The sequence below is a fragment of the Pelagibacterium lentulum genome (assembly GCF_003992625.1).
Lineage (GTDB): Bacteria > Pseudomonadota > Alphaproteobacteria > Rhizobiales > Devosiaceae > Pelagibacterium > Pelagibacterium lentulum.
This window is the reverse complement of sequence record NZ_RZMW01000040.1, coordinates 149,988-173,729: the sequence shown is the minus strand read 5'-3', so window position 1 is coordinate 173,729 and position 23,742 is coordinate 149,988. Positions and strand designations below refer to the sequence as shown.

The window sequence follows — 23,742 nt, the reverse complement described above, 5'->3', positions numbered from 1 at the left end:
CGCTTTTTTGTTTGCTCGCTCCCTTTAACGCCATTTTATTGACCGGTGCCGTTCAATAGTCAGCCGGGCTAGTGAGGGGGAAATATGGGACTGGCACGCTTCTTTGTCACCGAGCGGTATCAGAAAACGACATTTTTTCTGATCTGGCTGGGATTGTTTGTTGTTCTTGTTGTGATTCTGGTCTGGCTTGCCGTTCATGCCGTACGGGACGTCTTGCGGCAGGAAACCGACGAAACGCTTGTTGAATTCATGCGGCTGCGTTCCAATGTCATTTCAACCTACGCCCGCATGGATGAGTGGTTGACTGCACCGCCTTGCAGCGCCCTTTATATGGAACAGTTACGTCGCGTCGCTTTCCTTCCAGATGGGATCAACGAGTTCTTCCACGTCTCCGACGGCCGGATTGAGTGTTCCGTAAACCACGGGACACTTCAAACACCACACGAAATTGGATTGCCCGATATCGATTCTGACAATCCATTCGGCGTATCCTTCTGGATCGATCGAGATCTGGGCTTTCTGGGCATGCCCGGACTTATGGGCGCGCTGGCTGTCCGCGGCAACCACGGCATGATTATCCCGCCGCAAAATCCCATCACAATCTTTCCGCAATGGATGAGCCAGGAAGTGGTTATCCATGTTCCAGACGGAAACTGGTGGTACCGTTCAGGTGAACCGGGGCTGTTCACGGCGGCCATTGGTGGGCTTGGGACTGGGGTTTTCCCCCATGACGGAGACTATCTGCATGTCAAATGCGACCCGGCAGGCATTCATTGTGTTACATCGCGGGCAAATGTCGTTGATATTGCCAGAAACAGCCTTTCCAGTCTTAGCGTAGCCTCGGTCGCAGCCGCATTGCTTGCCGCTCTGCTCACGCAGTTCGTTTATGGTCAGTTTCGCAAATATTGGGATTTTGAGGCGCGTTTCCTGCGCTATCTGACAGAAGGTGTAATATGCACCTATCAGCCCATCATCTCGACCAGAACCGGAGCTGTAGTCGGTTGCGAGGTACTGGCGCGTTGGCGCGATCTCGACGGCAAGATCGTATTCCCGGACGAATTCCTGCCGGTTGTCGAAAAGCAAAACATGAGTGTCCAGCTGACGAGGGCGGTAATAGATGTGGCAATGCGGGAATTGTCCGATAACGTCCCGCAGGAGCCTTTTCAGGTCAACTTCAATATTTTCCCACGCGATTTTGAGGTCACCAAGCTTGAAGCATTGCTAGGAGCAACAGTCCTCGATCATCGACGCTTCCAGTTCGTCGCCGAGATCGTGGAAACCGAAAAGGTGGAAGCGGAAATCGTTCAGGCAGCGATCGATCATCTGCGCAGGCTGGGCATAAGAACCTATATCGATGATTTCGGTGTTGGTTATTCCAACCTTCAGAACCTGGGCGTGTTGCAGGTTGATGGCGTGAAGATCGACCGCAGTTTCGCCATGGCGCCAGACCATTCTGTGATGGCCCGCATCCTCGACTATGCCATCGAAATGGCACATGCCTCAAACCGGGCAATCGTTATCGAGGGGGTGGAAACAAATGAGCGCTTGGCCACCCTCCGTGAGAACGCGCTAGTCGACTATGCGCAGGGCTATTTTATTTCCCGGCCGCTCGATATTGCCGGGTTGGTTCGTTTCATCGCGAACTGGAAACCAGAAGCCGTTCGATAATTGCCTGAATGCGAGATCGACGGTGTAACCGGATGGAAGCATGTGCTTCCATCCCGATTACAACGCGCGATCAGCTAACGATGATTGTCGAACCGGGCCGCACCCGGTCGGCAAGATGGATAACATCGTGGTGCAACAGCCGCACACAACCTGAAGAGACCGCGTGCCCGATTGTCCAGGCTTCGCCTGTGCCATGCACGCGATAGATCGTGTCCCTTTGACCTTCGTGAATGTATAGCGCGCGCGCGCCCAAAGGGTTGTCTAGCCCAGGGGGCTGCCCCCGGCGCCACTTTTCGAGTTCCGGCTGGCGATCGATCATTTCAGAAGGCGGAGTCCAGACCGGCCACTTGCGCGTATATGCGATATGGCCCCGACCCGACCACTCAAAGCCCGCGCGGCCCAACCCTGCGCCATAACGCATTGCCGTCCCGCCTTCTTCGACATGGTAAAGGTAGAAATCGGTAGTATCGACGATCACGGTGCCCGGCGCTTCACTGGTTGGATAATCGATGCGCTGGCGGAAGTATCGCGGCTCAACATAGCGCAGGTCGACGGCCGGCACGGGGAATTCTTCCTCCGGCAGTGCGGCATACATTAGCCGCACGCTTTCCGGGATCGGTGGCGGAGGGGGAACCGCTGGCGTGGTTTGGCGAGGTGTCGTGGTCGTACAACCTGCCGCCGTCAGAGCCATCAGGCTTGCAGCGCCTGCCATGAAACTGCGACGGTTAAAGGAAATATGGCTTGTCATCTGAGGTTACTCAATAACTTCGGATGGCGCCGGGGTTTCCAGCGCCTTGGGTGGATCGAAAAGTGAAAAGCGTTCGAGATCAGGCTTTGGGCGGAGGCAGGTCTGTTAAAGGGGCCTGTGGTGCGCTTGCGTTCAGCGTGGCGATGTCTGTGCCGTCATACCCGCACTCGGGAATAGACGGCATATTGCCCTGAGTCAGCGAAGGCTCCGGGGTACAGGCTGTCACGATCTTGCCCATTCCGATCTGATGCCAGCAACGCTTGAGCTCGGACGGCGCAGGAGGCGCCTCCGTGCTGTAGCGTATGTCGATGCACATGCGATCGGCGTCTGGCGCGCTGCCTTGGTCCGGCTCTGCCGACGCAAGGGCGGTAAAGGCCATGACGAAGCCAACACATAGTAATATAATGGGCAAAAATCTGTTCATACGCTCTTCGTTAGCAGGCCAATCTGGGCAAGGTCATGGCCAAATTCGGTCACGAAGCAGTGACCTTGTGGCTTGGGTTGTCGCGTGTTGCTAAGTTGCAACAGCAATACTGACCTATGCTTGTGGATGAGTGCAACTGCCGCTTGGCCCGAAGCTTTAGCGGTCCTATTTTACCCCTCGTTTCAATACTCAGGATTTGGCGATGACCGCATTGACGCCTTCTATTGCAGCCATTATCGCAGGCGAAATTGCGGCCCGCACCGACCAGGTTGCGGCGGCGGTCAAATTGCTCGATGAAGGTGCAACGGTTCCTTTCGTTGCACGCTACCGCAAGGAGGTCACAGGCGGGCTCGATGACAGCCAGTTACGCTTACTCAACGAGCGGCTGGCGTATTTGCGTGAACTCGATGCAAGGCGCGCGGCCGTCCTGCAATCCATCGAAGCCCAGGGTAAGCTGACCCCTGAGCTTGAGGTGCAAATTGCCGGTGTTGCCACCAAGGCCGAACTCGAAGACATCTATCTGCCCTATAAGCCCAAACGCCGCACCAAAGCCGAAATTGCGCGCGAGCGCGGACTCGAACCGTTGGCCGACGCGCTGTTTGAAAATCGCAGCCTCGTGCCACTCGATGAGGCCCAGAAGTATCTCAGCGATGAGATTGCCGACGCCAAGGCAGCGCTCGACGGTGCGCGCGATATTCTCGCCGAACGCTTTGCCGAAAATGCGGAACTGATCGGTAAGCTGCGCACCTATATGGAACAGAAGGCATTTATTCGGGCGCGCGTTGTCGATGGCAAACAGGAAGCGGGAGCGAAATTTGCCGACTATTTCGATCACGTAGAGCCGTGGTCGAAGGTTCCAAGCCATCGGGCTTTGGCAATGCTACGCGGTCGCAACGAAGAAATGCTGACTGTCGATCTCGAACTGGATGCCAACCATGAAGGCCGCTACAAGCCTGCCGAACTGACCGTTGCCACCCATTTCAATATCTGTGCCGAAGCTGGCGCAGCCGATGCCTGGCTTATGGAAGTCGTGCGCTGGAGCTGGCGGGTCAAACTCTGGCTGCACCTCTCGGTCGACCTGATGAACCGTCTGCGAGAACGCGCCGAAGACGAGGCAATCACGGTCTTTGCCCGCAATCTCAAGGATCTGCTGCTCGCTGCCCCGGCTGGAACCCGTGCTACGCTTGGGCTCGATCCCGGTATTCGCACCGGCGTCAAGGTCGCTGTGGTCGATGGAACCGGCAAGGTGCTCGATACAGCGACCGTCTATCCTTTTGCCCCGCGCAACGATGTGACAGGTAGCCAAAACGTGCTTATGGCGCTCATTGCGCGCCATAAGGTTGAATTGATCGCCATTGGCAACGGCACGGCAAGCCGGGAGACCGAGCGATTGGTGGCGGATATGCTCACGATGATCCCAGCGCCCAAGCCGCTTAAGGTCGTCGTCAGCGAGGCCGGGGCATCGGTCTATTCGGCTTCGGAAGCGGCGTCGGGCGAACTGCCCGATCTGGATGTCTCCTTGCGGGGAGCCGTTTCTATCGCGCGCCGATTGCAGGACCCCTTGGCCGAACTCGTCAAGATCGATCCCAAGTCGATTGGCGTGGGGCAATACCAGCACGACGTCGATCAATACCGGCTGGCGCGCGCCCTTGATGCGGTGGTCGAAGATGCAGTGAATGGGGTCGGGGTCGATCTCAACACCGCTTCCGCACCTCTATTGGCCCGCGTATCGGGGCTTGGCACGTCCCTGGCAGAAGCAATCGTTGCCCATCGTAACGCCAATGGTGCCTTCGCATCGCGCAAGGACCTGCTTACCGTGCCGCGTCTCGGCCCGAAGGCCTTTGAGCAGGCAGCGGGCTTCTTGCGCATCCGAGATGGTATTGAGCCGCTCGATGCGTCATCGGTCCATCCCGAGGCCTATAAGGTTGCACGCAAGATTGTTGCGGCTTGTGGTCGGGATATTAGAGTGCTTATGGGCGACAGCGCAGCGCTTAAGGGCTTGGACCCAAACGCTTTCGTTGATGACACATTTGGTCTGCCAACCATTCGCGATATCCTTGCTGAACTTGAAAAGCCCGGACGTGACCCGCGGCCGGAATTCAAAACTGCAACCTTCACCGACGGCATAGAGGAAGTTTCCGATCTCAAACCCGGCATGATGCTCGAAGGCACTGTTACCAATGTCGCAGCCTTTGGTGCGTTCGTGGACATTGGCGTGCATCAGGATGGGCTCGTTCACGTTTCCCAACTCGCAGACCGGTTCATCAAGGATCCCCATGAGGTGGTCAAGGCGGGCGATGTCGTGAAGGTCAAGGTGCTGGAGGTTGACGTCAAGCGCAAGCGCATCAGTCTATCCATGCGCAAAGACGCAGCACCGGCCGCCATGCGGGAACAGGACGCAGCCCAACTCGCGCGTGGTCGCAGCAACCAGTCCCGGCAGGCCAAGCCGGCGCAACAATCCCAGCCGGGCAGTTTTGGTTCGGCCCTTGCAGAGGCCTTCAAGCGCAACAAATAGGCGCGCGCTCAGCTACCGGAACCTGGCAGCCGGACAAGGCGTTGATCTTTCGATGAAACGAGAAAGAAAGATCAATGCCCCAATACCGTTCTTTCACCGGCAAGGAACCCCGCGGCACCATCATCGTGCGCGTCGTTGCATCTGCCAAGGGGCCACGAGCCTTTATTCGCGAAGTTCGCGACCCCGCAGACATTGCTGAAGACGCGATCGAACAGAGCGAGGAAATGCCGGTAGAAGAAGCGCTGGCCCTGGCGCGAAACAAAAGCAGCAACATGAAAGGCCCAACCGACGTCGTGATCGAACTCGCACCCGATACGGAATGGAACGAAAGCTGGGGCAATCTTGGCTAAAGCTTTGAAGGCATATGGGGACTATGGCGAGGCCATTCGAGCGCATGCCTATGCCCCGTGCGAGCATAAAAGTTATAAGTATTGACAATCGGATTGGGAGTTCTCATCATTATTTTATTGTTATAGATATTTGCAATGCATAGTTCTACGTGGGTTTCTACTAATCGTCGGATAAGTATTTTGTGGATGCAGGCATCGCAAAGAAGTAGGTCATGAGCACAACCGTCCCGCCACTGAAACCTGGCTCTGCGTCCAACGCCCGTCTTATGCTTGCCCGTCTTAAGCTGCGCGTGTCGGGCCATATCAACCAAGGCCTTTACTCGCGAAAAACGCGCCTTGGACTGCGGCGCGATCTTACGCTTCCGCTGGAGCGTCCCAGTGCCAAAATCCCGATTTCGGTGCGCCCGCTCATCCAAGGCGACCTCGATATACTGCTTCCACAGGTGTCGAATGATCATCCTGAAGCGCTTGAGATTCATTGGCGGCGGAATTTCCTGCGCAAGGCCCCGCGTGGCTGCTTTGTCGCGGTGGACATGCGCGATGGCACGCCCTGCTACATGCAGTGGCTGTTCAGCGCCAAGGAAAACGCAGTTGTCGAATCGATCGGCGGGTTCCCACGGCTGGAGTCAGACGAAGCTTTGCTTGAAAATGCCTACACGCCGCCCTCGCATCGCGGTCTCCGGATTATGTCGGAGGCGATGGCACGGATTGCGGAAGCGGCGGGGCCGATGGGTGCGCGCTACGTATTCACCTTCGTGGGCGAAGAAAACATTGCCTCGCTCAAGGGATGTCAGCGCTCCGGTTTCCACCCGCATCTGCTGCATCACCGGTCGCGATTCTGCTTCGGCGTATTCAGAAGCGACCGATTTGAGCAATTGTCAGAAAATGACGAGCGCCGCTCATTGCAGTTCTAGAACGCGCCCGGCAAAGACATGGCTTGATCGCAAGGAGGAAGATGGTGCCGGGGCAGTCCTCCCCGACCGTCCCCCGCTGGTCGAGCGGCATCGTCGGGGCAAGGAGATCGAGCTGTTCTTTCCGCCCGACGCCGTGCTGCGCCGCATGGACGACTACATCGGCTCGGTCGCAATCGACCGCTCCGGCACCATCGTCGCCACCACCTCCCCCCATGGCGGATTGATCGCTTATTGGGATACGGCGACGGGCGCCTGTCTGGGCGTGCAGGATCTCCCCGACGGTTGCGGCATCGCCCCGCAAGGCCCGGGCACCCTACTCTCGACAAGTGGCCGGCGGCCTCAGCCATCGCCCGGCGGGTGAACGTTTCGGCGTCAGTTCAGCGCGGCCGTTCACGCGTCGCCTGACAAAACCGGTTTCTTCACAGGCAACTATACTGTCAATCTGGCGGGCAGTTGTGGTCGGTAGGCCTTTCCCTGCCGGAGTGCTTCCCTATCACCGCCTATTGCCGCCCCCTTCCACTGGCTGCCATCTGACCGGATCGGCGACCTATCGGTCAATATCGGATTCTTTCCATGCCGCACCGTTGGTGCTGATCTTGAATTGGGCGGGGATCGTGCCTTCGGCGATCGTGTGGTAGATGGTGGAGCGCGAGAGGCCGGTGCGGGCAAGGACGGTCTTGAGGCGAATGATGCGGTCTGGGTGGGGCATGGTCGCGCTGCCTTCTGCTGGTTGCTTCTGACGATTGCACAGACCAGACAGGACAACGATTTATCGTTGTTCAAGAGATATTTAGCCATCGTCGGGCTGCCGGATAGAATTGGTGACAAATAGGACGATCCTACAGTCCGATCCGCGCGCAGATTGGGGTTCTTACGCATCTCGGTTTCCAGTTGCAGGGCGCGCCTGGCTGGCGCGGCGCGATCAGGATCGCCAGAAGCGACATCGGCCGCAAACTCGGGGTTCCGCTTGTAAACGGCCTCGGCATCGCGCGAGCCGTGGGGGCGGTGTTCGTCGAAACCCGCGCGGGCTTTGTGCAGTTCCTGCACCTGCTCCGGGCTGGCCTTGCCTCCTCGCGCCTGCGCCTCGAAGGTCGCGTCAACGGCACGGGCATGGCGAAAGAACGCTCGCCCGGCGCCGGCGCGACGCAAGAGTTCTTTCGGTTCGATGCCGGTTTTGCGCAACGTCGCCTCAAGATCATGCTGCACCACTCTTCTGGCCGCCTCCCATGCCTCGCGCGCCACACCGAGCATGGCGCTCTTTCCCGTCCCGGCATAACCGACGACAACGCCAAGATCGCGCCCGTCCGTGACATGCACCAGCGCATCGACCTACTCGCCGGAAAGGATCAGCCCGCGCTGTTCGGCACGCGCAAGCGCGGCCTCCCTGTTCCGGTCGCTGACCTCGTGCAGTTCCTTCTCGGCCATTAGTTCTGCCGCGCGGTGCAGGCGCTGTTCGGCCTCGATCATGTCGCGGGTGGTGAACCGATCCTCGCCGCGTGAAGTTCGATTGCTGATGTGTGATTGCGTCCAGCGCGATGGAAGGATCGGCGATGATCCGCGCGCCATTATTGCGCGCGATCTCTTGGTGCATGTCCGCACGGTCTGCGGCCTCGATCCCTTCGCCTTCGCCTTCGATGCGCTGCGCCGGTGCTCCGATCTGGCTTTGCGGTTCCAGCGGAATACTCTGTGTCTCAACGCTGCGATGATCAATGTGCGCGTCGATGCCGAGTTCCGCCAGCCGTTCGTTGACATGCTCGGCCCAACGTTCGACCATCTCCGTGCGGTTCCAGTCGCGAACCTTCGGGCCGAAGCCGTTCTCGCCCACCGACCGCATGGTGAGCATGACATGGGCGTGGGGTTTGGGCATGCCGTCCTCGCCGATGTCCCAATGCACATTGAGGTCGGCGATCATGCCCTGGTCGACAAATTCGGCCTGCGCGAAGTCGCGGGCCAGCTCGATGCCCTGCGCCTCACTTATCTCGCGTGGAATGGCGAACTCCACCTGGCGGGCAAGCTGGAACGGGCTGACAGCGATGGTGCAGAACGAACTGGGACTCGATCCCTTTTCGAGCCTGAGGGCGATGTTTCGCTGACGGCGCGGCGACCGCATCAAGATCCAGGTTTGGGACAGGTTCGGCCCAGTTATAATCTATGCGCTTGGAAGATTCGAAGTTCTGCTGGCCCTAGATCAGCGACGGCACCACGGTGTTTGCGCTCTCATGTCGAGCGGTTCAGGTGTTTGTGAGACTGTGCCGCGATGATCTTCATTTGCAGCCTCACGGTTCTTGTGAGAAAGCATTAGAAACGGCCTCAGTAAGGCAGACGCCAGCTGCCTTTGTTCGCTCCGGCAGAGCCGGGAGCTTAGCGGATAGAGTCATGTTCCTACGCAGTACCCAGCACCCCATGCCGTTGCGCGTCTTCTTTAGAAACTTGCTACCCGAGCAGAATTTGAGAATGCCAAAATCGAAAAGTCCCAGGGCAAATTGCCGCCCATGGGGCAGTTCAGGAACTGGCCGTGCGCGGGTTGGGGGTTCTGCCGATTATGGCCGAGGGCGCACGGTGGTCGATGGGCATGGTTGCGCTTTACGCGGAGCACGTGAAGCTCTATCTGGGAGAACAAAGCGTGTCATGACGGCTATTGATGTTATCCGATCCGATCGTCGGCCGGCAGTTTTTTGATGGAAGACACTGGCCATTTACCGCAAGCATTTTGGCGTTTGCAAACCGTGCTGCTTGCACAAACCTATGGCGTTCCTTTATTAAACGTTCAGATTCGCTGCTCCCCTTGACGAACCGCTGTAGAGACAATGCTGACTGGACAATCGATATTGATAACCGGCGGGACCGGTTCTTTCGGGCACACCTTCCTGCCCATGACCCTCGAACGCTACAATCCAAGACGCATTATCGTGTATTCCCGCGATGAGATGAAGCAGTGGGAGATGGCCAAGAAGTATCAGGACGACAGCCGCGTTCGCTTCTTCATCGGCGACGTTCGGGATAAGGAGAGACTCTACCGGGCTCTCGATGGCGTCGACTATGTCGTCCATGCCGCGGCGACCAAGATCGTACCGACGGCCGAATACAATCCCTTCGAGTGTATCAAGACCAATATCAATGGCGCGATGAACGTGATCGATGCGTGCATCGACCGCGGCGTCAAACGCGTGGTAGCGCTATCGACCGACAAGGCGAGCAGCCCTATCAACCTTTACGGGGCGACCAAGCTGGCGTCAGACAAACTCTTTGTGTCGGGCAACTCCTACGCCGGGGGGCACGACACACGATTTGCCGTGGTGCGCTATGGCAACGTCATGGGCTCAAGGGGTTCGGTCATCCCGTTCTTCCTGTCGATCAAGGAGCGCGGCGTACTTCCGGTTACCGACGAACGGATGACGCGTTTCATGATCACTCTTGAGGAGGGCGTCGAGCTTGTATGGCACGCGTTCAACGACATGGAAGGCGGAGAAATCTACGTAAAGAAAATTCCGTCTATGAAGGTCGTCGATTTGGCCAAGGCGATCGCTCCCGATGCAAAGCTCGATTTCGTCGGTATTCGGCCCGGTGAGAAGCTGCACGAGCAAATGATCGGCTCAGAAGACTCATTCTATACCTACGAGTATGATGACTACTTTAAGATCCTGCCGGCCATAAACAAGTGGGACTCGAGCAAGGAGCGCATCAAGGACGGGAAAAAGGTTCCCGAAGGCTTTAGCTATACGAGTGACAACAATCCCGAATGGATGGAAACCAAGGCGCTCCAGGACTGGATCGCGGGCAATCATGCCAAGATCGGAAATATATGAGCATCATCCCTTATGGCCGACAGGATATAACGCAGGCCGACATAGATGCTGTCACCGAAGTGCTGCGTTCGGATTTCCTGACGCAAGGTCCGGTCGTTCCCCGTTTCGAGCGAGCCGTAGCTGAATATTGCGGAGCAAAGCATGCTGTTGCGGTCAATAGCGCAACATCCGCTTTGCATATCGGATGTCTTGCCTTGGGATTGGGATCCGGTGATTGGTTATGGACAACCCCCATAACTTTCGTCGCCTCCGCCAATTGCGCCCTCTACTGCGGAGCGCAGGTCGATTTCGTCGACATCGATCCGCGCTCATACAACCTTTCCACCGATGCGTTGGAAGAAAAACTCAAGATCGCCGAACGCGAAGGTCGCCTGCCAAAGGTTGTGGTTCCGGTTCACCTGTGCGGGCAGCCTTGTGAAATGGAGCGCATCCATGAGTTGGGTCAGCGCTACGGCTTTGCCATCATTGAGGATGCGTCGCATGCGGTCGGAGGGCGCTACAAAGACGGGCCTGTCGGTGATTGCCGTTTCAGTGACATCACCGTGTTCAGTTTTCATCCAGTCAAGATTGTCACAAGCGCAGAAGGCGGGATGGCGCTGACCAACGACGCAGCGCTGGCCGAGCGCATGGCACTCTTGCGCAGTCACGGCGTAACGCGCGATCCCGCGCTAATGACCCACGAGGCCGATGGTCCCTGGTATTATCAGCAGATCGATCTGGGCTTCAATTACAGGATGACTGAACTCCAGGGGGCGCTGGGTCTAAGCCAGCTCGACCGGCTGGATGCGTACGTAGCGCGCCGGCATGCGCTGGCACGACGATACGATACCCTGCTTGCGGATTTACCCGTCACCATCCCGTGGCAACACCCTGACGGTTATTCGGGTCTACACCTTTATGTTGTGCGTATTGTGCGCGATCGGGTAGGCGCCAACCATCGCGATATCTTTATGGCATTGCGCGAGCAGGAAATCGGGGTCAACCTTCACTACATTCCGGTCCATACGCAACCCTATTATCAGCATATGGGCTTCAAGACTGGCGATTTTCCAGAAGCCGAAGCCTATTACACGGAAGCCATAAGCCTACCCATGTATCCCACAATGAGCGAAGAGCAGCAGGATCGGGTCGTGGTATCGCTTGAAAGGGCGCTGTCGCAATGAGGCTGGCTGTCATCCCTGCGCGCGGGGGCAGCAAGCGAATCCCGCGTAAAAACATCCGCACGTTCTGCGGCAAGCCGATGATCGGGTGGTCGATCGAAACGGCGCGCCAGAGTGAGTGCTTCGACCGGATCGTCGTTTCGACCGACGATGAGGAGATCGCCGAGATCGCCCGGTCCTACGATGCCGAGGTCCCTTTCCTGCGCCCGGCGCAACTTTCCGACGACCACACCGGCACCATCCCGGTTATCGCACATGCGATCGAATGGTACAGCGAACACGGTCTCGCGCCCGAGCAGGTTTGCTGCATCTATGCAACGGCTCCATTCATGACCGCGGACGACCTACGTAAAGCGCTGGACATGCTCATTCAAGACGATTGCGAGTACGTTTTTCCGGTGGCAAGCTACGGCTTCCCGATCCAAAGGGCCATTCGGCTCACAGAGAACGGGCGTGCCGAGATGTTCTATCCCGAGCAGTTCAGCACACGCTCGCAGGACCTTGAAGAGGCCTTTCACGACGCCGGCCAGTTCTATTGGGGTTGTTCAACGGCTTGGGCCGAGGGCAAACCGATTTTTTCCGCCGACGCGGTGCCTTTGATTCTCCCTCGCCATCGCGTACAGGACATCGACACGCCCGAAGATTGGTCACGGGCAGAGTTGATGTTCGAGGCGTTCAGGAGGCAATAGTGGAGACCTGCCACAAAACCGTAGTATTCCGCGTGGACGCTTCTTATGAGATCGGCACGGGCCACGTCATGCGCTGTCTGGCGCTTGCGGACGGCTTAACCAATGAAGGGGCCGATGCTGTTTTTGTTTGCCGCGAACACGAAGGGCATCTTTTTGCGCTGATTGAGGAGCGCGGCTTCCGCGTACTCGGACTGCCCGCGCCGCGCGAGCGGTGGACACGGGACGAACCTGCCCCCGCACACGCCATATGGCTTGGCACCGATTGGCGAACCGATGCCGACGAGACGATCAAAGCGCTCGATAATATCCGTCCCGACTGGCTGGTCGTTGATCATTATGCGATCGACGCACGGTGGGAAGAGCAGTTGCGGTCTATTTCAGGCCATATCCTCGCCATCGACGATCTCGCCGATCGTCCGCACGCATGCGATGCTCTCGTCGATCAGAATTTGGTTGCAAATGTCCGTGCGCGATACAAAGATCACGTCCCGGACGGCACAACTCTCATGCTCGGACCGGACTACGCTCTTTTGCGGCCGGAGTATTTAAGCCTTCGCGAACAGGCGGCACCGCGAAGCGGGCCGATACGGCGGGTATTGGTCTCCTTTGGCGGCGTCGATCGGCGCGGACTGACCCGTGCGACGGTCGAGGCACTGCTCGCAATGGATGACCATGACTTCGAAGTGGATATCGTACTGTCCGCCAGTTCGCCCGACTACGCCAGCATGGAGCACGAGCTTGCCAAGCGCGCGGGTTTTCGCCTTCATGACCGGGTTCCCAGTCTTGCCCCGATGATGGTTGCTGCCGACATAATGATCGGCGCGTGCGGAACGACAAGCTGGGAACGGCTTTGCCTAGGCTTGCCGGCGATCGTGGTCACGGTAGCGGACAATCAGAACGCCATTGCTGAGGAATTGAACCGCCAGGGCCTCGCCCGGTGGATTGGCGACGCCAACGGGGAGATCGGAGACGCGCTTCGCGCGGTGCTCGCCGAGATTTTTGACGCTGGTCTTGACCCGAGCTGGTCGCGGCGTTGTTTAGAGGTCGTCGATGGAAAGGGCGTACAGCGGGTTTGCGCCGTCCTGGGCGCTCATCGGAACATGCCCCTTGGCATTCGGGATGCGCATCCGAATGACGAGGCGCTGCTACTTGAATGGGCCAACGATCCCGAAACGCGCCGGAACGCATTCAATCCAAAGGCGATAACGCCTGAAGAGCATCACACCTGGTTCCAGAACCGCCTCGGCCGACCTGCCGATTGCGCGCTCTACATCGCAGAAACCGAAACGGGCGTTCCGGTGGGCCAGGTTCGCTTCGAGCGGCATGACGATCAGTGGGAGATAAGCTATGCTTTAGCTCCCATTTTCAGAGGCCGCGGCCTCGGTCGTCCGATGCTCGTGCGGGCCATTGCCCATTTGCGCCGGGAGCGTCCGGGCGTCTCATTGTTCGGTCAGGTCAAGCCGGAGAATATGGCATCGCGAAAGATATTCGAGGCACTCGAGTTTGCCGGGCGCGCGGCGGGACCGGACCGCTACGTCTTCGAGCGCAATTTCAAGGAGTAGAGAATGCAGATCGGACATCACAAAATTGGGCGTGATGCGCCTCCGTTCATCATCGCCGAGATGTCGGGCAACCATAACCAATCGCTCGACCGGGCACTCGAGATCGTGGACGCCGCCGCCGAGACCGGCGCCCACGCGCTGAAGCTACAAACCTACACCGCCGATACGATCACGCTCGACGTGCGCGGTGGCGGTTTTGACATCGAGGACGAGAACAGCCTTTGGAAGGGCCGGAACCTGCACGACCTTTACAAGCAGGCTCACACGCCCTGGGAATGGCACGGCCCGATCATGGAGCGTGCGCGTAAGCACGGCATGCTGTGTTTCAGCAGCCCTTTCGATGAAACCGCCGTGGATTTCCTCGAAAGCCTCGACGTGCCGGCGTTCAAGATTGCGTCCTTCGAAAACGTGCACTTACCGCTTATCCGGAAGGTGGCGGCAACCGGCAAACCGATCATCATGTCGACGGGCATGGCCAGTCTCGCCGAGCTCGACGAAGCCGTAGCGGCTGCACGCGAAGCGGGGTGCAAGGATCTCGTTTTGCTGAAATGCACGAGCACATATCCCGCAACACCCGAGAACACCAACGTGCTCACGGTACCCCACATGCGGGAGCTATTCGGCTGCGAGATCGGCTTGTCCGACCATACGATGGGCGTCGGAGTAGCCATTGCCGCGGTTGCGCATGGCGCAACCGTGGTGGAGAAACACTTCACGCTGCGCCGGGCAGATGGTGGCGTCGACAGCACCTTCTCGCTGGAGCCCGAAGAGATGAAGGCGCTGGTCGTGGAAACAGAGCGCGCCTGGCAATCGCTGGGCAAAGTGACCTACGGCCCGACGGAAGCCGAAAAGAAATCCTTGGCATTCAGGCGTTCGATCTATGTCTCGAAAGACATCGCAAAGGGTGAAACGCTCACGGCAGAAAACATTCGAATCGTTCGCCCAGGGTACGGGCTCGCGCCGAAGTATTACGACCTGCTCTTGGGAAAGCATGCGGACCGTGATCTCCCGGCCGGAACGCCGATGACTTGGGACGGTTTCCTGCCGTAGTTCGAATGGCGATCTATCTATGTCGATGACAGAACGTCGCTACTGCACCTCGTGAGTTGGCGCTAGTTCAATACGTCCCTCAATCCAATTGTATTCGCAATCACCTCCAATGTTCCGGCCGAAAGGTTCCGACGGATGTGGCTATTGTCTCGGAAGAGAAACTCACCGTTGATTTCCGTTAGGCAGGTGCCGGATGCGCACATAGTTGTTCCGGGGAAAATCGCACTCGCGTCTATTCTCTCTCGCGCAAGCTTGGCGAAAACTTCATTGAGGTCAGCGTTTCGCGCATCATAAGCGCTTTTAGGCAGAACCAAAGCATCTGGTCCACACGAAGCGCGCAAGAGAGACGACCGCGCGAACACGCAATTCATCGGATCGAATGAAAACGATGCGAAATTGGCGACCAGAACAATTTTGGGTCGGGAAATCGAACGGCATCAAGAGTCTCGGAAAGCGCATTGTAGAAGGCTGTGCCGGGGTCGCTTTGTGACTCTTGCGCCCAGTCTTGGGCGAGATAGCCGGCTTGCCACAACGAAGCGAGTACAACTGTCGTTATGTTCGGCGTATTCTCGATAAACCCAAGTGCTTTCTCCCGACTTTCTATGCATTCAGCGCGGTAGGTTGGAAGGTCTCTGCGATTCCGGTGATAGCTGCCTCCCATGCTTGCCGGGCAAGCATGAAAGAGCACGGCGCTTTGGCCTGGCTTGAGAACCGCATTGAGAACTGGCACGAAATGGATAGCGTGACTGTCGCCCCAAAGGAAGATGCGATCCGTCGAGGCTTCCCAGTCTTCCCCGAAGACGCAAACCTTTCCCAAATCTCCCAGGACACCGACATCAGGGCAATCCCACGACCACATGACCTCACGACTCTCCATGGCGCGAAATGTGGTGTCGAGGCGCGACGGAACGCCGTCCGCTGCCGCGAGCGCGAATCCCGATACTGCCACAACGCAGGAGGCAGTGGCTCCCACGGTTACGGCGCGAACATTTCGCAAACGCATCCGCCGGAACGGAGCCTCTATGAATCTCAAAGACAAAAAGGCCAACCCTATCGATACGGCTAACAGCAAGGCGACTTCAAGTCCCGACGGCATCTCGCCGAGATTGTAGTGTCGGTAAAATACCAGCACAGGCCAATGCCAAAGATAGAGAGAATACGATGCAAGCCCGATCTGCCGAAGCGCTTCAACGGACAGGGCATGAGCGATTGCAGAGGTCTTCTGACTCGGCCAGATCAGCAACACGGCGCCAAGACACGGAGCCAAAGCGTTCATACCGGGAAACGGATCACTCGAGGTCAGAACAAGGGCGCTGCCGACAATAAGCGCCAGGCCCAGCGGAGCGGTAACCTGCGCCCATTTTCCGGACAGCTTCGGCGCGAATACCAACAACGCCCCCAAAGCCAATTCCCATGCCCGTGTGTATGGAAGATAAAAGGCCGCCTGCGGATCTTCTGCGACAAGAATGTATGCGGCAGCAAAACTCGAGATGATGATTGCGAAAAGCGCGAGGACGGTCGGTAGGAAAGCCTTCCGGCTCAAACCGGCGATCGTGACCAGCACTATCGGCCATACCAGGTAAAATTGCTCTTCGACACCCAGTGACCAAGTATGGAGGAGCGGCAACAGGTCCGCCGCTTGATCGAAATATCCGGTGTTCCATAGAAAATAAAAATTACTGGCACCAACAACGGATGTAGCAGACGGCCACCCCAGCGATCGATAGTCGCCTGGCATCAACACAAAATAGCCGACTATGAGAGACGCAACGACCACGGACAGCAATGCCGGCATGATTCGGCGTATTCTTCGGCTATAAAACCCAGCGATTGAAAATCTATCTTCGCAAATCTCCTTCACAATTATCGAAGTGATCAAATACCCCGCTTATGACAAAAAAACATCGACGCCAATGAAGCCGCCAGGAATATGAGTGAAACCGTAGTGGTACAGCGCCACCAACAGCACTGCGATAGCGCGAAGGCCGTCTATGTCGGCACGATATGAAGGCGTGGGCAGCATGAAAAGTCTCGCGGTCAATGTGGATTCCTCATGCCACGACGCTGCCAATTCGGCAACTGCCGTCAACGATGTTGCAACTGACGCTGCAACATCACCCTTGTCTTCCAGTTAAGGCAGTGTATCTTTCCGCGATAACGATAGGAGGAAGAATGAAACTCCGATTTCCTCGGTTCGATCGCAACGAAAGCGTGTCGGCTGCCACACCTGCGCCAATGACAGAGCCAGAAACCTCACAGCCGCCCACCGAATCAGAAGCGCCCATTTTGGGGCCGGATGAACTTGCCCTTCTGAATGCCGCTGCGCTCGATTATCTCCGTGGCCTATCCCTTGAGGACATCCAGCGCCGGGTTGACGCTGTATCAGTCGATGAAATCGAAACCGAGGCCGGCATAGAAACGGCCAGCAAGCTGCTCGAAGATGAGGGAATCGTGATTGTCCGCGATTTCCTGGATCAGACGCAGCTCAAGAGCGCGGACGGTGCAATCGCCCGCGTCGTCAACGCGCTGGAAGCCTCCAGTCCGGAACGGAACTACGAAGACGACGACATACTGGTGCAATCGGCCGAGCGCGTAGCGACCAGCTATACCGCGATGGCATCGCATCAAAAAACCGTTGCAACCATTCGGCGTGGCGCAGATGCTGGTATGGTCGACGTCTTCAACGTTGATCGTCTTGCCGGTGATGAAAGAAATGCCTTGCGTGCCCCTTTTGTTAGTGAGGGACTCTTGCGTCTGATCATCGAAGGCGACAATCCACCCGAAGCGAAGAATCTCAATCTGTATGTTAACCGCGGGATCACCCATACCCGCGGCTTCCACGCGGACTCGTTCGGGAAAAGCCTCAAGGGCTTTGTCTATCTTAGCGACGTAGTCAGCCTCGACGACGGCCCCTACTGCTTTGTCAGACGCACCCATGTCGACGGCCCCTGGCGGAGAGCAAACCAGAAGATTTCTGAATTGGCTCAAGCCAAAACCGAGAGTCCGTTTATCGATGTCGGGATGGCTATACCCGTTCTTGCGCCGCGCGGGTCCTTGATTTTAAGCGATCAAGCGGGGGTTCACCGGGGCATCCCTCAAGCCGCTGGTGCTGAGCGCAGGGTTCTGGTCATGCGGTACCTTTGATTGCCTCTCGGGTAACTGCTCCTGTCGTTTTGACCCGCGTTTCGTTAGGCGCAAACTGAAGCTGTTCGCGATCTATTCTGAGTCTTCCGATCTGTTCTTGAGCCCCTCCCGAAGCGAGACGCCTAACACGCTCCTCTTGGCTTTTTGCCGTGCCTCCTTCGCCGCTCGCCTTTCCCGATACACCGCCTCTAGATGCGCCTGCTTGGCCGTCCTACGATCTTTGTAAACAGACTCCAGACGCTCCTGTTTAGCTTTTTGTCGATCCTCTCTTGCTTGCGTAGCGCGCGCTTCGCGGTTTTTCAGAAGAGCTTCTCGCAAAGCTTCAAGATTTCCGTCTGACGCGTCGTGTACCATTACGCCGGATAGCATTTGGTCGCAGATATGGACCGCTAGGGTCGCGTAACCGAAGAGCTCGAGTAGAGCGACATACTGCGCCCAAAGATGTGGGGGCGGTGTGTCCCGTAAAAAAAGACTTTCAGCCCCCACCAATTGACAGCGCTCACCCGGAAGCGGCTTTTCGCTGTCGAGGGCGTGTGGCCACACGGACGTCTGCTGAGAATCGTAAAGCTGAAAACCTCGACTTTGGAGCAATGCTTCTACCTCTCCGTTAAGATGCTGTCCCGCATGAATCGGCGCATACCAGGTTTCGACAAGCAAGCCTAGGCAGTCGTCGAGGCTGTTGAGACAGCCAAGTAGCGCTTCATATTCGGCGGAATGAATATCTAGTTTGACGAAGTTTGGCTTCGGTATGATACCTTTTTCGACTTCCGCATCAATCGAGGTAAGCGGCACTTCGACCATTGAAACAGTCCGGCGTTTTGCTAATCCAAACCTAGCGGGAAACCGTTCCAGATAGGGCATATTCGGAGGATAGATAGAGGATGCCTTCGCGCCTTCGGCCACGTGTAGCGAACGCCGATCGGGTTCGCTCCAGAGGCCGGCGTCAATATTTACTTTAGCCCTGTATTCGATCGTCTCGGAGCCACGTGGCTCGAAGGTATAGACCGAGCATATATCGGACACCGCATCGAAGGGCTCGAAGAGCAAGCCCGCAGCCCCGCCGTCCACTATGTGAAACCGGTTCGCGCCGAAAATTTCCGGTGCGAAGTCCGTCCAAATCAGAGGAGAGTTACTTTTCCAGTACCCCACGCACCGTACCTCACTTCCAACGCAATTCGATATCTTGCAGCCACATTATTCGGTAGAACCAAGAGCCACAAGGCATTGCGACCGACTTGCTTTTGCTGGACGCGTTGCGCCAAAATACGCATATAAGGCAAGAAGTGAACCGGCTAGCGTTCGACAGTTAACCGAGATCAAGGCAGCCGCAGGCGCGCAAGACGGGGTGTCCGAGATATGGAATACGTTCTGGTCAGTACTTATCCCAAAGAGGGGACGCAGAACATCGGCGACAAGCTAATCGAACAGAGCACGGCGAATGCCATTCGAACCTTCGACCCCGAGGCCAAAATTACTACAGTCTGGCGTGCCGAGTCGTGGGAGGCAGTGCGCAACTCGATCGCCGAATCCGATCATGTCGTCTTTGCTTGCCTTGCTATTCGAAAAAACATGTCGGCAGTATATCCCTATTTGGAGGAAATTCTAGACTTAGGAATTCCAGTTTCAGTGATCGCGGCTGGCACCAGTCTACCCGTTGGCTCGCCCGATATGTTAAACAAGGGCTTTGCAAGCACAGACGTCGATCTATTGCAGCGCCTTTCAGAAGCCTCATGTGTATTCACAACGCGGGGCGTTCTATCCCAGACCTTCTGTGATCAGCATCAACTTAGCCGAGCCGAGTTGAGCGGCGACGTCGCTTTTTTTGATCCACGCTTCGATGAGCGGCGATTCGAAAAGCCCGCCCAGATCAAGCGCATTGTCATAAGCGATCCGCATTACGGTGACGTCTATGCACCGGTCCTAGTAGCGCTCGTAGAGCAATTGCAACACCTATTCCCCGACGCCGAAATTGAATGTGCGTTGCACGGGGTAAACCCTCTGATCGAAGCGAAGTGTGACGAAATCGGATTACCGGTCCGTCCTATCTATAGGGAGCCGGAGACAGGCCTCGATATATATGATGCCTACGATATGCATGCTGGCTTCCGGGTGCATGGGCATGTCAGCGCCTTAAAACGGCGCTATCCCAGCTATCTGCTGGAGCAGGACGGTCGCGGAACTGATTATGCGCTTACCTTTTCCCGTAGAATATCGGTGCCCTGCCATAGAACTGCCAAGCCGACGGCCGGTCCCACGGCGCCGGTGCAGCCGCCTGCGGGCAACGACACGTCACACCCCACACCGACACAACCTGCTGCCCCTGAAAAGAAGACACCGCGCTTCGTAGCCCCGCGCGCAGCAGCCGAACTCTTGGGTGCGCTGATAGCACAGGACGCACTTGACGGCTTCCGTCGATTCCATGGGTTCGAAACCGATATTAGCGATTTCAACGCACGAACGCGCATGGCAGTAAAGCGAATCTGTGACGCAAACAATCAGCAGTAACCCCAACAATTGACACGGTATTTTCGCGCAAAGTATAGGTGGCAGTGCTATGAGTGCAATCGAATCCATCCGATCTGCGAACAGGCCGTCCGCAGCCGTCAGCAATGCCGAACAGCGCATCCTGAGTTTCCATCGTGAGGGTTTGGACCGTTTTGCGCGGATTATCGACGGCAATAAGCAGTACGATATTCTGCTGTCACACCGCCTTTCGGACGAGCAGATCGGCGAATTCCCGTACGATCTCGACGCCGAAACAGCACGTGCACGCGCGCTCGCCTTATCTGAACAGGCACTTCGCAAACGCTCGCCCCGCCTACTCCACCCAACATATTCGGGCTTCGTCTGCGATGGGCGGACCAGCAACAACCTTCGGGAATTCGCATTCTTCGAGCGCCTCTGTGCCCCCTTGGGCATTGAAATTTTAGCCCATAACTATGCCGCTGCGGAGAGGCGTCCGCCACGCCGCTCCGCCGGCGAAACCGAGGCTATCCTAGAAACCATACTGTTCGATGTCCGCGCATTCTACGCCGCGCGCAAATCCGTAACGGCCAGCCTCGTCCATCAGCAGATTCTCTACAGCAAATCTTTTTTCAATTTCCTCCTCGCTTTTACCGAAAAGGACGCCGTGCTCCCGACAGCCCTGGTTCTAGCCAACGACCATTCGCCCGTTCGTGTTGCGCTATCGATGGTGATGAAGGGCCTGGGAGTACCCCGCGTCTACCTACAGCATGCAGAGGTTTCGGAGTGTTTTCCGCCACTGGATTTTGAACACAGTATCCTTCGAAACAACAGGTCGCTCGCCGTCTACGAGCGGATTGCTCCCGTTCAAGGCCGTACGTACGTGATTGCCCGCGAATCGACGGAGCCGAAGATCGATGCGCTTCGACGCCCTCGCGACGGGCAGGTGGAGGTAGTCATCTATCCGACCTCCCGCGTTGTCTCCGACGCGCTCCGGGACATGCTTATGCGCCTTAAGGGGAACCCGAATGTTTCAAACGTGGCGCTAAAGCAACATCCTGGCGCTGCGAAGCCGCTTGATGCGTTTCTTGAAGGCACCGGTGTCGCTTTGCTCAAGGACTTTCCAACCGAAGATCATATTGCCATCGCGGGCAATTCATCTGTGGCGGTGGAACTCATTGCCAAAGGCATACCGGTTTATCAGAATTTCGATTTTGATCCTGTCGAAAGCGATTACTACGGCTTTGTGCGCGACGGTTTGACCCGGGAAGTAAAACTAGAGCAGTTGAGCGGTCGTTTCTGGACACCCTATAGGGACGACAAGGATTGGCTCGCGGTACTGAGTCAGTGGCTTTCAAATTCCCGTGAATGTGACGCTGATGCTGCGGCCTTCCGAACTGCGATGGCGGAGATTGGGAAGATTGGGAGATCATCTGAAACGACACCATCCCCCCAGAAGCGCCGCTCAATAAAAAAGCGTATGAAACGCATTTTGCGGCGTAGTTTCACACGCTATCCACGGTTTGCGCGATATTCGATTAAGGGCCTGTATCGGGTTTCAACCGGTCTCTCGCGTATCGCCTATAGAACTAACGCATGGCTAAAGGCGGACGTTGGACAGTCCGCCATTCCACCCAATCGTTCTATTGGTAGCGCTAGCACGCAAAAACCGGTACGGCAAAAGCAACCAGCCAGGCGAACTCTTCCCGGAGGAGCGCAGGTACGCAAGCGGGAGCTTTCAGAGGAGAGGGCACGCCGACAACAACTAGCGGCAATTACGATGAGCGGGTTGCCAAATCCTGCGGATTGGCTTCTTAAAGCCGAGGCTCTCGGTGTGTTCGAGTCCATTGTTCTGATCCGGGCCATTGACGCAATGATGAGCGATCGCAACCCTTCGATCTCGGCGTTGTTTGAGGGGATTCCCACCCCCCCAAGGAACTCCCTGGCGGGAGTTTACGCTTACTTAAAAAGATCAGAATGGATAAACGCTGAAATCGACAGCAACGAGATTGATCGAATCTCCGATTTCATTAACAATTCGAACGTTGAGGAAGCCGTCCGACGGCGCTTGGCCGACGCGCTTTTCTCCAACATCATAAGCATTGGTACGTCCGATCAACTGGACCATATGCTAAGCCACGACTCGCTTGTGCAATGGCAGAGACTTGCTTTCAATCGTCGCTTGCAGGTGTTGCGTAAGCTCGCAAACACCGGGCGTATCGCGGAGGCGGCAAAGCGACTCGAGGAGATGAAACAGACGGCAACGCCGCTTGAGGCGCTGAAACTGCGTAATTTTGAATTCCTATCAGGAATCCTCAATGAGAATTGGAGCCACCAGGACGCAGAACACAGCTTCCTAGCCGTAGCGCCATCAGATGTGGCGCAAGATTTCGAGACACTCGTTCGCCCCACGTACAACACGCTTCGCGAGCGCATGCTCTATATGGAAGCCCGGGTAGACGCAGAGCAGCGGAATGTTCTTCTACACCGCGTTCAGACTGCAATAGCCGAAAAGCGCGCGTTCTCTTGTATTCGTTTAAGCGATCGCGAAGGTTATCTCTTTGCAGAGCACGGACATTTTACTACTTCCGACGTCTTAAACTGCGAAAATCACTGGTGGGGCACTCAGCTCGACCCACATCTTAGGGCGCAAATCGTCTCAGACGCCCTAGCTGCAGTTGGCACAGCCGACGTTGTTGGCATTCCGGCGATTTATCGCTTCATTCGCGACGTCTCGCCAAAAACGCCATCTCTCATCGCAAGCCTGCAGTCAAGAGGATTGGTGGACGTACTTGTGGGAATCCGTGCCGTTACCTCGCCCAAGGCGACTTTCTCCGAAGACAAGGTCAATGTGGGCGTATTCGGAAATATCGACACTATGGCGAGACTAGCTTCCCATGCACATCGCCTGGTCATTGCCACCAGCGTTCATGCTCGCTCACTGCCAGAAAAGCTTCGTGCTCACAAGGACATGCATCACCTCGAATTGCCGACCCATTTCAAAACTCAGCTAAATGAAAGGTACGTTCGCGGCGACGACATTCTGCCGCACGTTTATCCACGTCTGATAGACGAGTTGGAGAAGGTAGCGGAGCCGGGCACGCTCGTGCTCGTGGCAGGCGGACTCATTGGCAAAATTCTAGTAGGTCGTGCCCGTGAAAAAGGCGCCGTTGTACTCGACATAGGACATGTCATAGACGACTGGGCCAACAGCCGTCTGTCCACACTTCGCTGAGATGCCGGCCCCAA

Annotated in this window: 20 protein-coding genes and 1 pseudogene; 13 read left to right on the top strand and 8 right to left on the bottom strand. The window is 56.9% G+C overall.

Annotated features, from left to right (window positions below; genetic code table 11):
- Positions 1–84: 84 nt before the first annotated feature.
- Positions 85–1,668, top strand: a complete 1,584-nt coding sequence (locus EO133_RS13555; protein WP_127073182.1) for an EAL domain-containing protein — start codon at positions 85–87, stop codon at positions 1,666–1,668.
- A 70-nt stretch (positions 1,669–1,738) separates the two neighbouring features.
- Here EO133_RS13555 and EO133_RS13550 read toward each other — a convergent pair whose 3' ends face one another.
- Positions 1,739–2,416: a L,D-transpeptidase gene (locus EO133_RS13550; RefSeq protein WP_127073181.1), complete on the bottom strand. Its 678-nt coding sequence runs from the start codon at positions 2,414–2,416 to the stop codon at positions 1,739–1,741.
- 79 nt (positions 2,417–2,495) lie between these two features.
- Complete coding sequence (locus EO133_RS13545; RefSeq protein ID WP_127073180.1) at positions 2,496–2,840, bottom strand: hypothetical protein; 345 nt, start codon at positions 2,838–2,840, stop codon at positions 2,496–2,498.
- 202 nt (positions 2,841–3,042) lie between these two features.
- Between EO133_RS13545 and EO133_RS13540 the strand changes: the two genes are divergently transcribed.
- The 4 genes from EO133_RS13540 (at position 3,043) to EO133_RS20560 (ending at position 6,980) form a co-directional block, all read left to right on the top strand.
- Entirely contained in the window at positions 3,043–5,355 is a 2,313-nt protein-coding gene (locus EO133_RS13540) for a Tex family protein (RefSeq protein ID WP_127073179.1), read from the top strand.
- A 74-nt stretch (positions 5,356–5,429) separates the two neighbouring features.
- Entirely contained in the window at positions 5,430–5,705 is a 276-nt protein-coding gene (locus tag EO133_RS13535; protein WP_127073178.1) for a hypothetical protein, read from the top strand.
- A 212-nt stretch (positions 5,706–5,917) separates the two neighbouring features.
- Complete coding sequence (locus EO133_RS20565; protein ID WP_244640613.1) at positions 5,918–6,619, top strand: GNAT family N-acetyltransferase; 702 nt, start codon at positions 5,918–5,920, stop codon at positions 6,617–6,619.
- Positions 6,591–6,980, top strand: a complete 390-nt coding sequence (locus EO133_RS20560) for a DUF1513 domain-containing protein (RefSeq protein ID WP_244640614.1) — start codon at positions 6,591–6,593, stop codon at positions 6,978–6,980. The genes EO133_RS20565 and EO133_RS20560 overlap by 29 nt, the downstream gene beginning before the upstream one ends.
- 186 nt (positions 6,981–7,166) lie before the next feature.
- On the opposite strand, the gene EO133_RS13525 is transcribed toward EO133_RS20560, so the two are convergent.
- A complete protein-coding gene (locus EO133_RS13525; RefSeq protein ID WP_127073211.1) occupies positions 7,167–7,328 on the bottom strand; it encodes a helix-turn-helix transcriptional regulator in 162 nt (53 codons plus the stop codon).
- Positions 7,329–7,834: 506 nt separating this feature from the next.
- Positions 7,835–8,636, bottom strand: a pseudogene (locus tag EO133_RS13520) (MobA/MobL family protein); the annotation flags it as partial.
- A 790-nt stretch (positions 8,637–9,426) separates the two neighbouring features.
- Here EO133_RS13520 and pseB point away from each other — a divergent pair.
- The 5 genes from pseB to pseI are packed head-to-tail and all read left to right on the top strand — an operon-like array spanning position 9,427 to position 14,886.
- Positions 9,427–10,425: a UDP-N-acetylglucosamine 4,6-dehydratase (inverting) gene (gene pseB, locus EO133_RS13515; protein WP_127073176.1), complete on the top strand. Its 999-nt coding sequence runs from the start codon at positions 9,427–9,429 to the stop codon at positions 10,423–10,425.
- A 2-nt stretch (positions 10,426–10,427) separates the two neighbouring features.
- Positions 10,428–11,588, top strand: coding sequence for a UDP-4-amino-4,6-dideoxy-N-acetyl-beta-L-altrosamine transaminase (gene pseC / locus EO133_RS13510; protein ID WP_127073210.1), 1,161 nt, complete (start codon positions 10,428–10,430; stop codon positions 11,586–11,588).
- Positions 11,585–12,274, top strand: a complete 690-nt coding sequence (gene pseF, locus EO133_RS13505; RefSeq protein ID WP_127073175.1) for a pseudaminic acid cytidylyltransferase — start codon at positions 11,585–11,587, stop codon at positions 12,272–12,274. The genes pseC and pseF overlap by 4 nt, the downstream gene beginning before the upstream one ends.
- The gene (gene pseG / locus EO133_RS13500) at positions 12,274–13,836 is read left to right on the top strand and encodes a UDP-2,4-diacetamido-2,4,6-trideoxy-beta-L-altropyranose hydrolase (RefSeq protein ID WP_164735015.1); all 1,563 of its coding nucleotides are present in this window, start codon (positions 12,274–12,276) and stop codon (positions 13,834–13,836) included. Before pseF ends, pseG begins: the two co-directional genes overlap by 1 nt.
- 3 nt (positions 13,837–13,839) lie before the next feature.
- The gene (gene pseI, locus EO133_RS13495) at positions 13,840–14,886 is read left to right on the top strand and encodes a pseudaminic acid synthase (protein WP_127073173.1); all 1,047 of its coding nucleotides are present in this window, start codon (positions 13,840–13,842) and stop codon (positions 14,884–14,886) included.
- Between the two features lie 62 nt (positions 14,887–14,948).
- On the opposite strand, the gene EO133_RS20845 is transcribed toward pseI, so the two are convergent.
- Genes EO133_RS20845 through EO133_RS20295 form a run of 3 tightly spaced genes read right to left on the bottom strand, consistent with a single transcriptional unit; the run spans position 14,949 to position 16,927 of the window.
- Entirely contained in the window at positions 14,949–15,257 is a 309-nt protein-coding gene (locus tag EO133_RS20845) for an SGNH hydrolase domain-containing protein (RefSeq protein WP_371870905.1), read from the bottom strand.
- Positions 15,254–16,747 (bottom strand): acyltransferase family protein, encoded by a 1,494-nt coding sequence (locus EO133_RS13490; RefSeq protein WP_280516091.1) that lies wholly within the window; start codon positions 16,745–16,747, stop codon positions 15,254–15,256. Before EO133_RS13490 ends, EO133_RS20845 begins: the two co-directional genes overlap by 4 nt.
- 27 nt (positions 16,748–16,774) lie before the next feature.
- Positions 16,775–16,927 (bottom strand): hypothetical protein, encoded by a 153-nt coding sequence (locus tag EO133_RS20295; protein ID WP_164735013.1) that lies wholly within the window; start codon positions 16,925–16,927, stop codon positions 16,775–16,777.
- Positions 16,928–16,977: 50 nt separating this feature from the next.
- Here EO133_RS20295 and EO133_RS13485 point away from each other — a divergent pair, with 50 nt between their 5' ends.
- Entirely contained in the window at positions 16,978–18,030 is a 1,053-nt protein-coding gene (locus EO133_RS13485; RefSeq protein ID WP_127073171.1) for a phytanoyl-CoA dioxygenase family protein, read from the top strand.
- A 72-nt stretch (positions 18,031–18,102) separates the two neighbouring features.
- Here EO133_RS13485 and EO133_RS13480 read toward each other — a convergent pair whose 3' ends face one another.
- Positions 18,103–19,179 (bottom strand): FkbM family methyltransferase, encoded by a 1,077-nt coding sequence (locus tag EO133_RS13480; RefSeq protein WP_127073170.1) that lies wholly within the window; start codon positions 19,177–19,179, stop codon positions 18,103–18,105.
- A 207-nt stretch (positions 19,180–19,386) separates the two neighbouring features.
- Between EO133_RS13480 and EO133_RS13475 the strand changes: the two genes are divergently transcribed.
- Positions 19,387–20,535 carry a polysaccharide pyruvyl transferase family protein gene (locus tag EO133_RS13475; protein WP_127073169.1) on the top strand — a complete coding sequence of 383 codons (1,149 nt, stop codon included), beginning with the start codon at positions 19,387–19,389 and terminating at the stop codon, positions 20,533–20,535.
- 49 nt (positions 20,536–20,584) lie between these two features.
- Positions 20,585–23,728, top strand: a complete 3,144-nt coding sequence (locus EO133_RS13470) for a hypothetical protein (protein WP_127073168.1) — start codon at positions 20,585–20,587, stop codon at positions 23,726–23,728.
- Positions 23,729–23,742 lie beyond the last annotated feature (14 nt).

What these genes read in the sequence shown, in the direction of transcription:
- EO133_RS13555 (WP_127073182.1), top strand. Translation starts at nt 85, where the DNA reads ATGGGACTGGCACGCTTCTTTGTCACCGAGCGGTATCAGAAAACGACA.
- EO133_RS13550 (WP_127073181.1), bottom strand. Translation starts at nt 2,416, where the DNA reads ATGACAAGCCATATTTCCTTTAACCGTCGCAGTTTCATGGCAGGCGCT.
- EO133_RS13545 (WP_127073180.1), bottom strand. Translation starts at nt 2,840, where the DNA reads ATGAACAGATTTTTGCCCATTATATTACTATGTGTTGGCTTCGTCATG.
- EO133_RS13540 (WP_127073179.1), top strand. Translation starts at nt 3,043, where the DNA reads ATGACCGCATTGACGCCTTCTATTGCAGCCATTATCGCAGGCGAAATT.
- EO133_RS13535 (WP_127073178.1), top strand. Translation starts at nt 5,430, where the DNA reads ATGCCCCAATACCGTTCTTTCACCGGCAAGGAACCCCGCGGCACCATC.
- EO133_RS20565 (WP_244640613.1), top strand. Translation starts at nt 5,918, where the DNA reads ATGAGCACAACCGTCCCGCCACTGAAACCTGGCTCTGCGTCCAACGCC.
- EO133_RS20560 (WP_244640614.1), top strand. Translation starts at nt 6,591, where the DNA reads ATGACGAGCGCCGCTCATTGCAGTTCTAGAACGCGCCCGGCAAAGACA.
- EO133_RS13525 (WP_127073211.1), bottom strand. Translation starts at nt 7,328, where the DNA reads ATGCCCCACCCAGACCGCATCATTCGCCTCAAGACCGTCCTTGCCCGC.
- pseB (WP_127073176.1), top strand. Translation starts at nt 9,427, where the DNA reads ATGCTGACTGGACAATCGATATTGATAACCGGCGGGACCGGTTCTTTC.
- pseF (WP_127073175.1), top strand. Translation starts at nt 11,585, where the DNA reads ATGAGGCTGGCTGTCATCCCTGCGCGCGGGGGCAGCAAGCGAATCCCG.
- pseI (WP_127073173.1), top strand. Translation starts at nt 13,840, where the DNA reads ATGCAGATCGGACATCACAAAATTGGGCGTGATGCGCCTCCGTTCATC.
- EO133_RS20845 (WP_371870905.1), bottom strand. Translation starts at nt 15,257, where the DNA reads ATGAATTGCGTGTTCGCGCGGTCGTCTCTCTTGCGCGCTTCGTGTGGA.
- EO133_RS13485 (WP_127073171.1), top strand. Translation starts at nt 16,978, where the DNA reads ATGTTGCAACTGACGCTGCAACATCACCCTTGTCTTCCAGTTAAGGCA.
- EO133_RS13475 (WP_127073169.1), top strand. Translation starts at nt 19,387, where the DNA reads ATGGAATACGTTCTGGTCAGTACTTATCCCAAAGAGGGGACGCAGAAC.
- EO133_RS13470 (WP_127073168.1), top strand. Translation starts at nt 20,585, where the DNA reads ATGAGTGCAATCGAATCCATCCGATCTGCGAACAGGCCGTCCGCAGCC.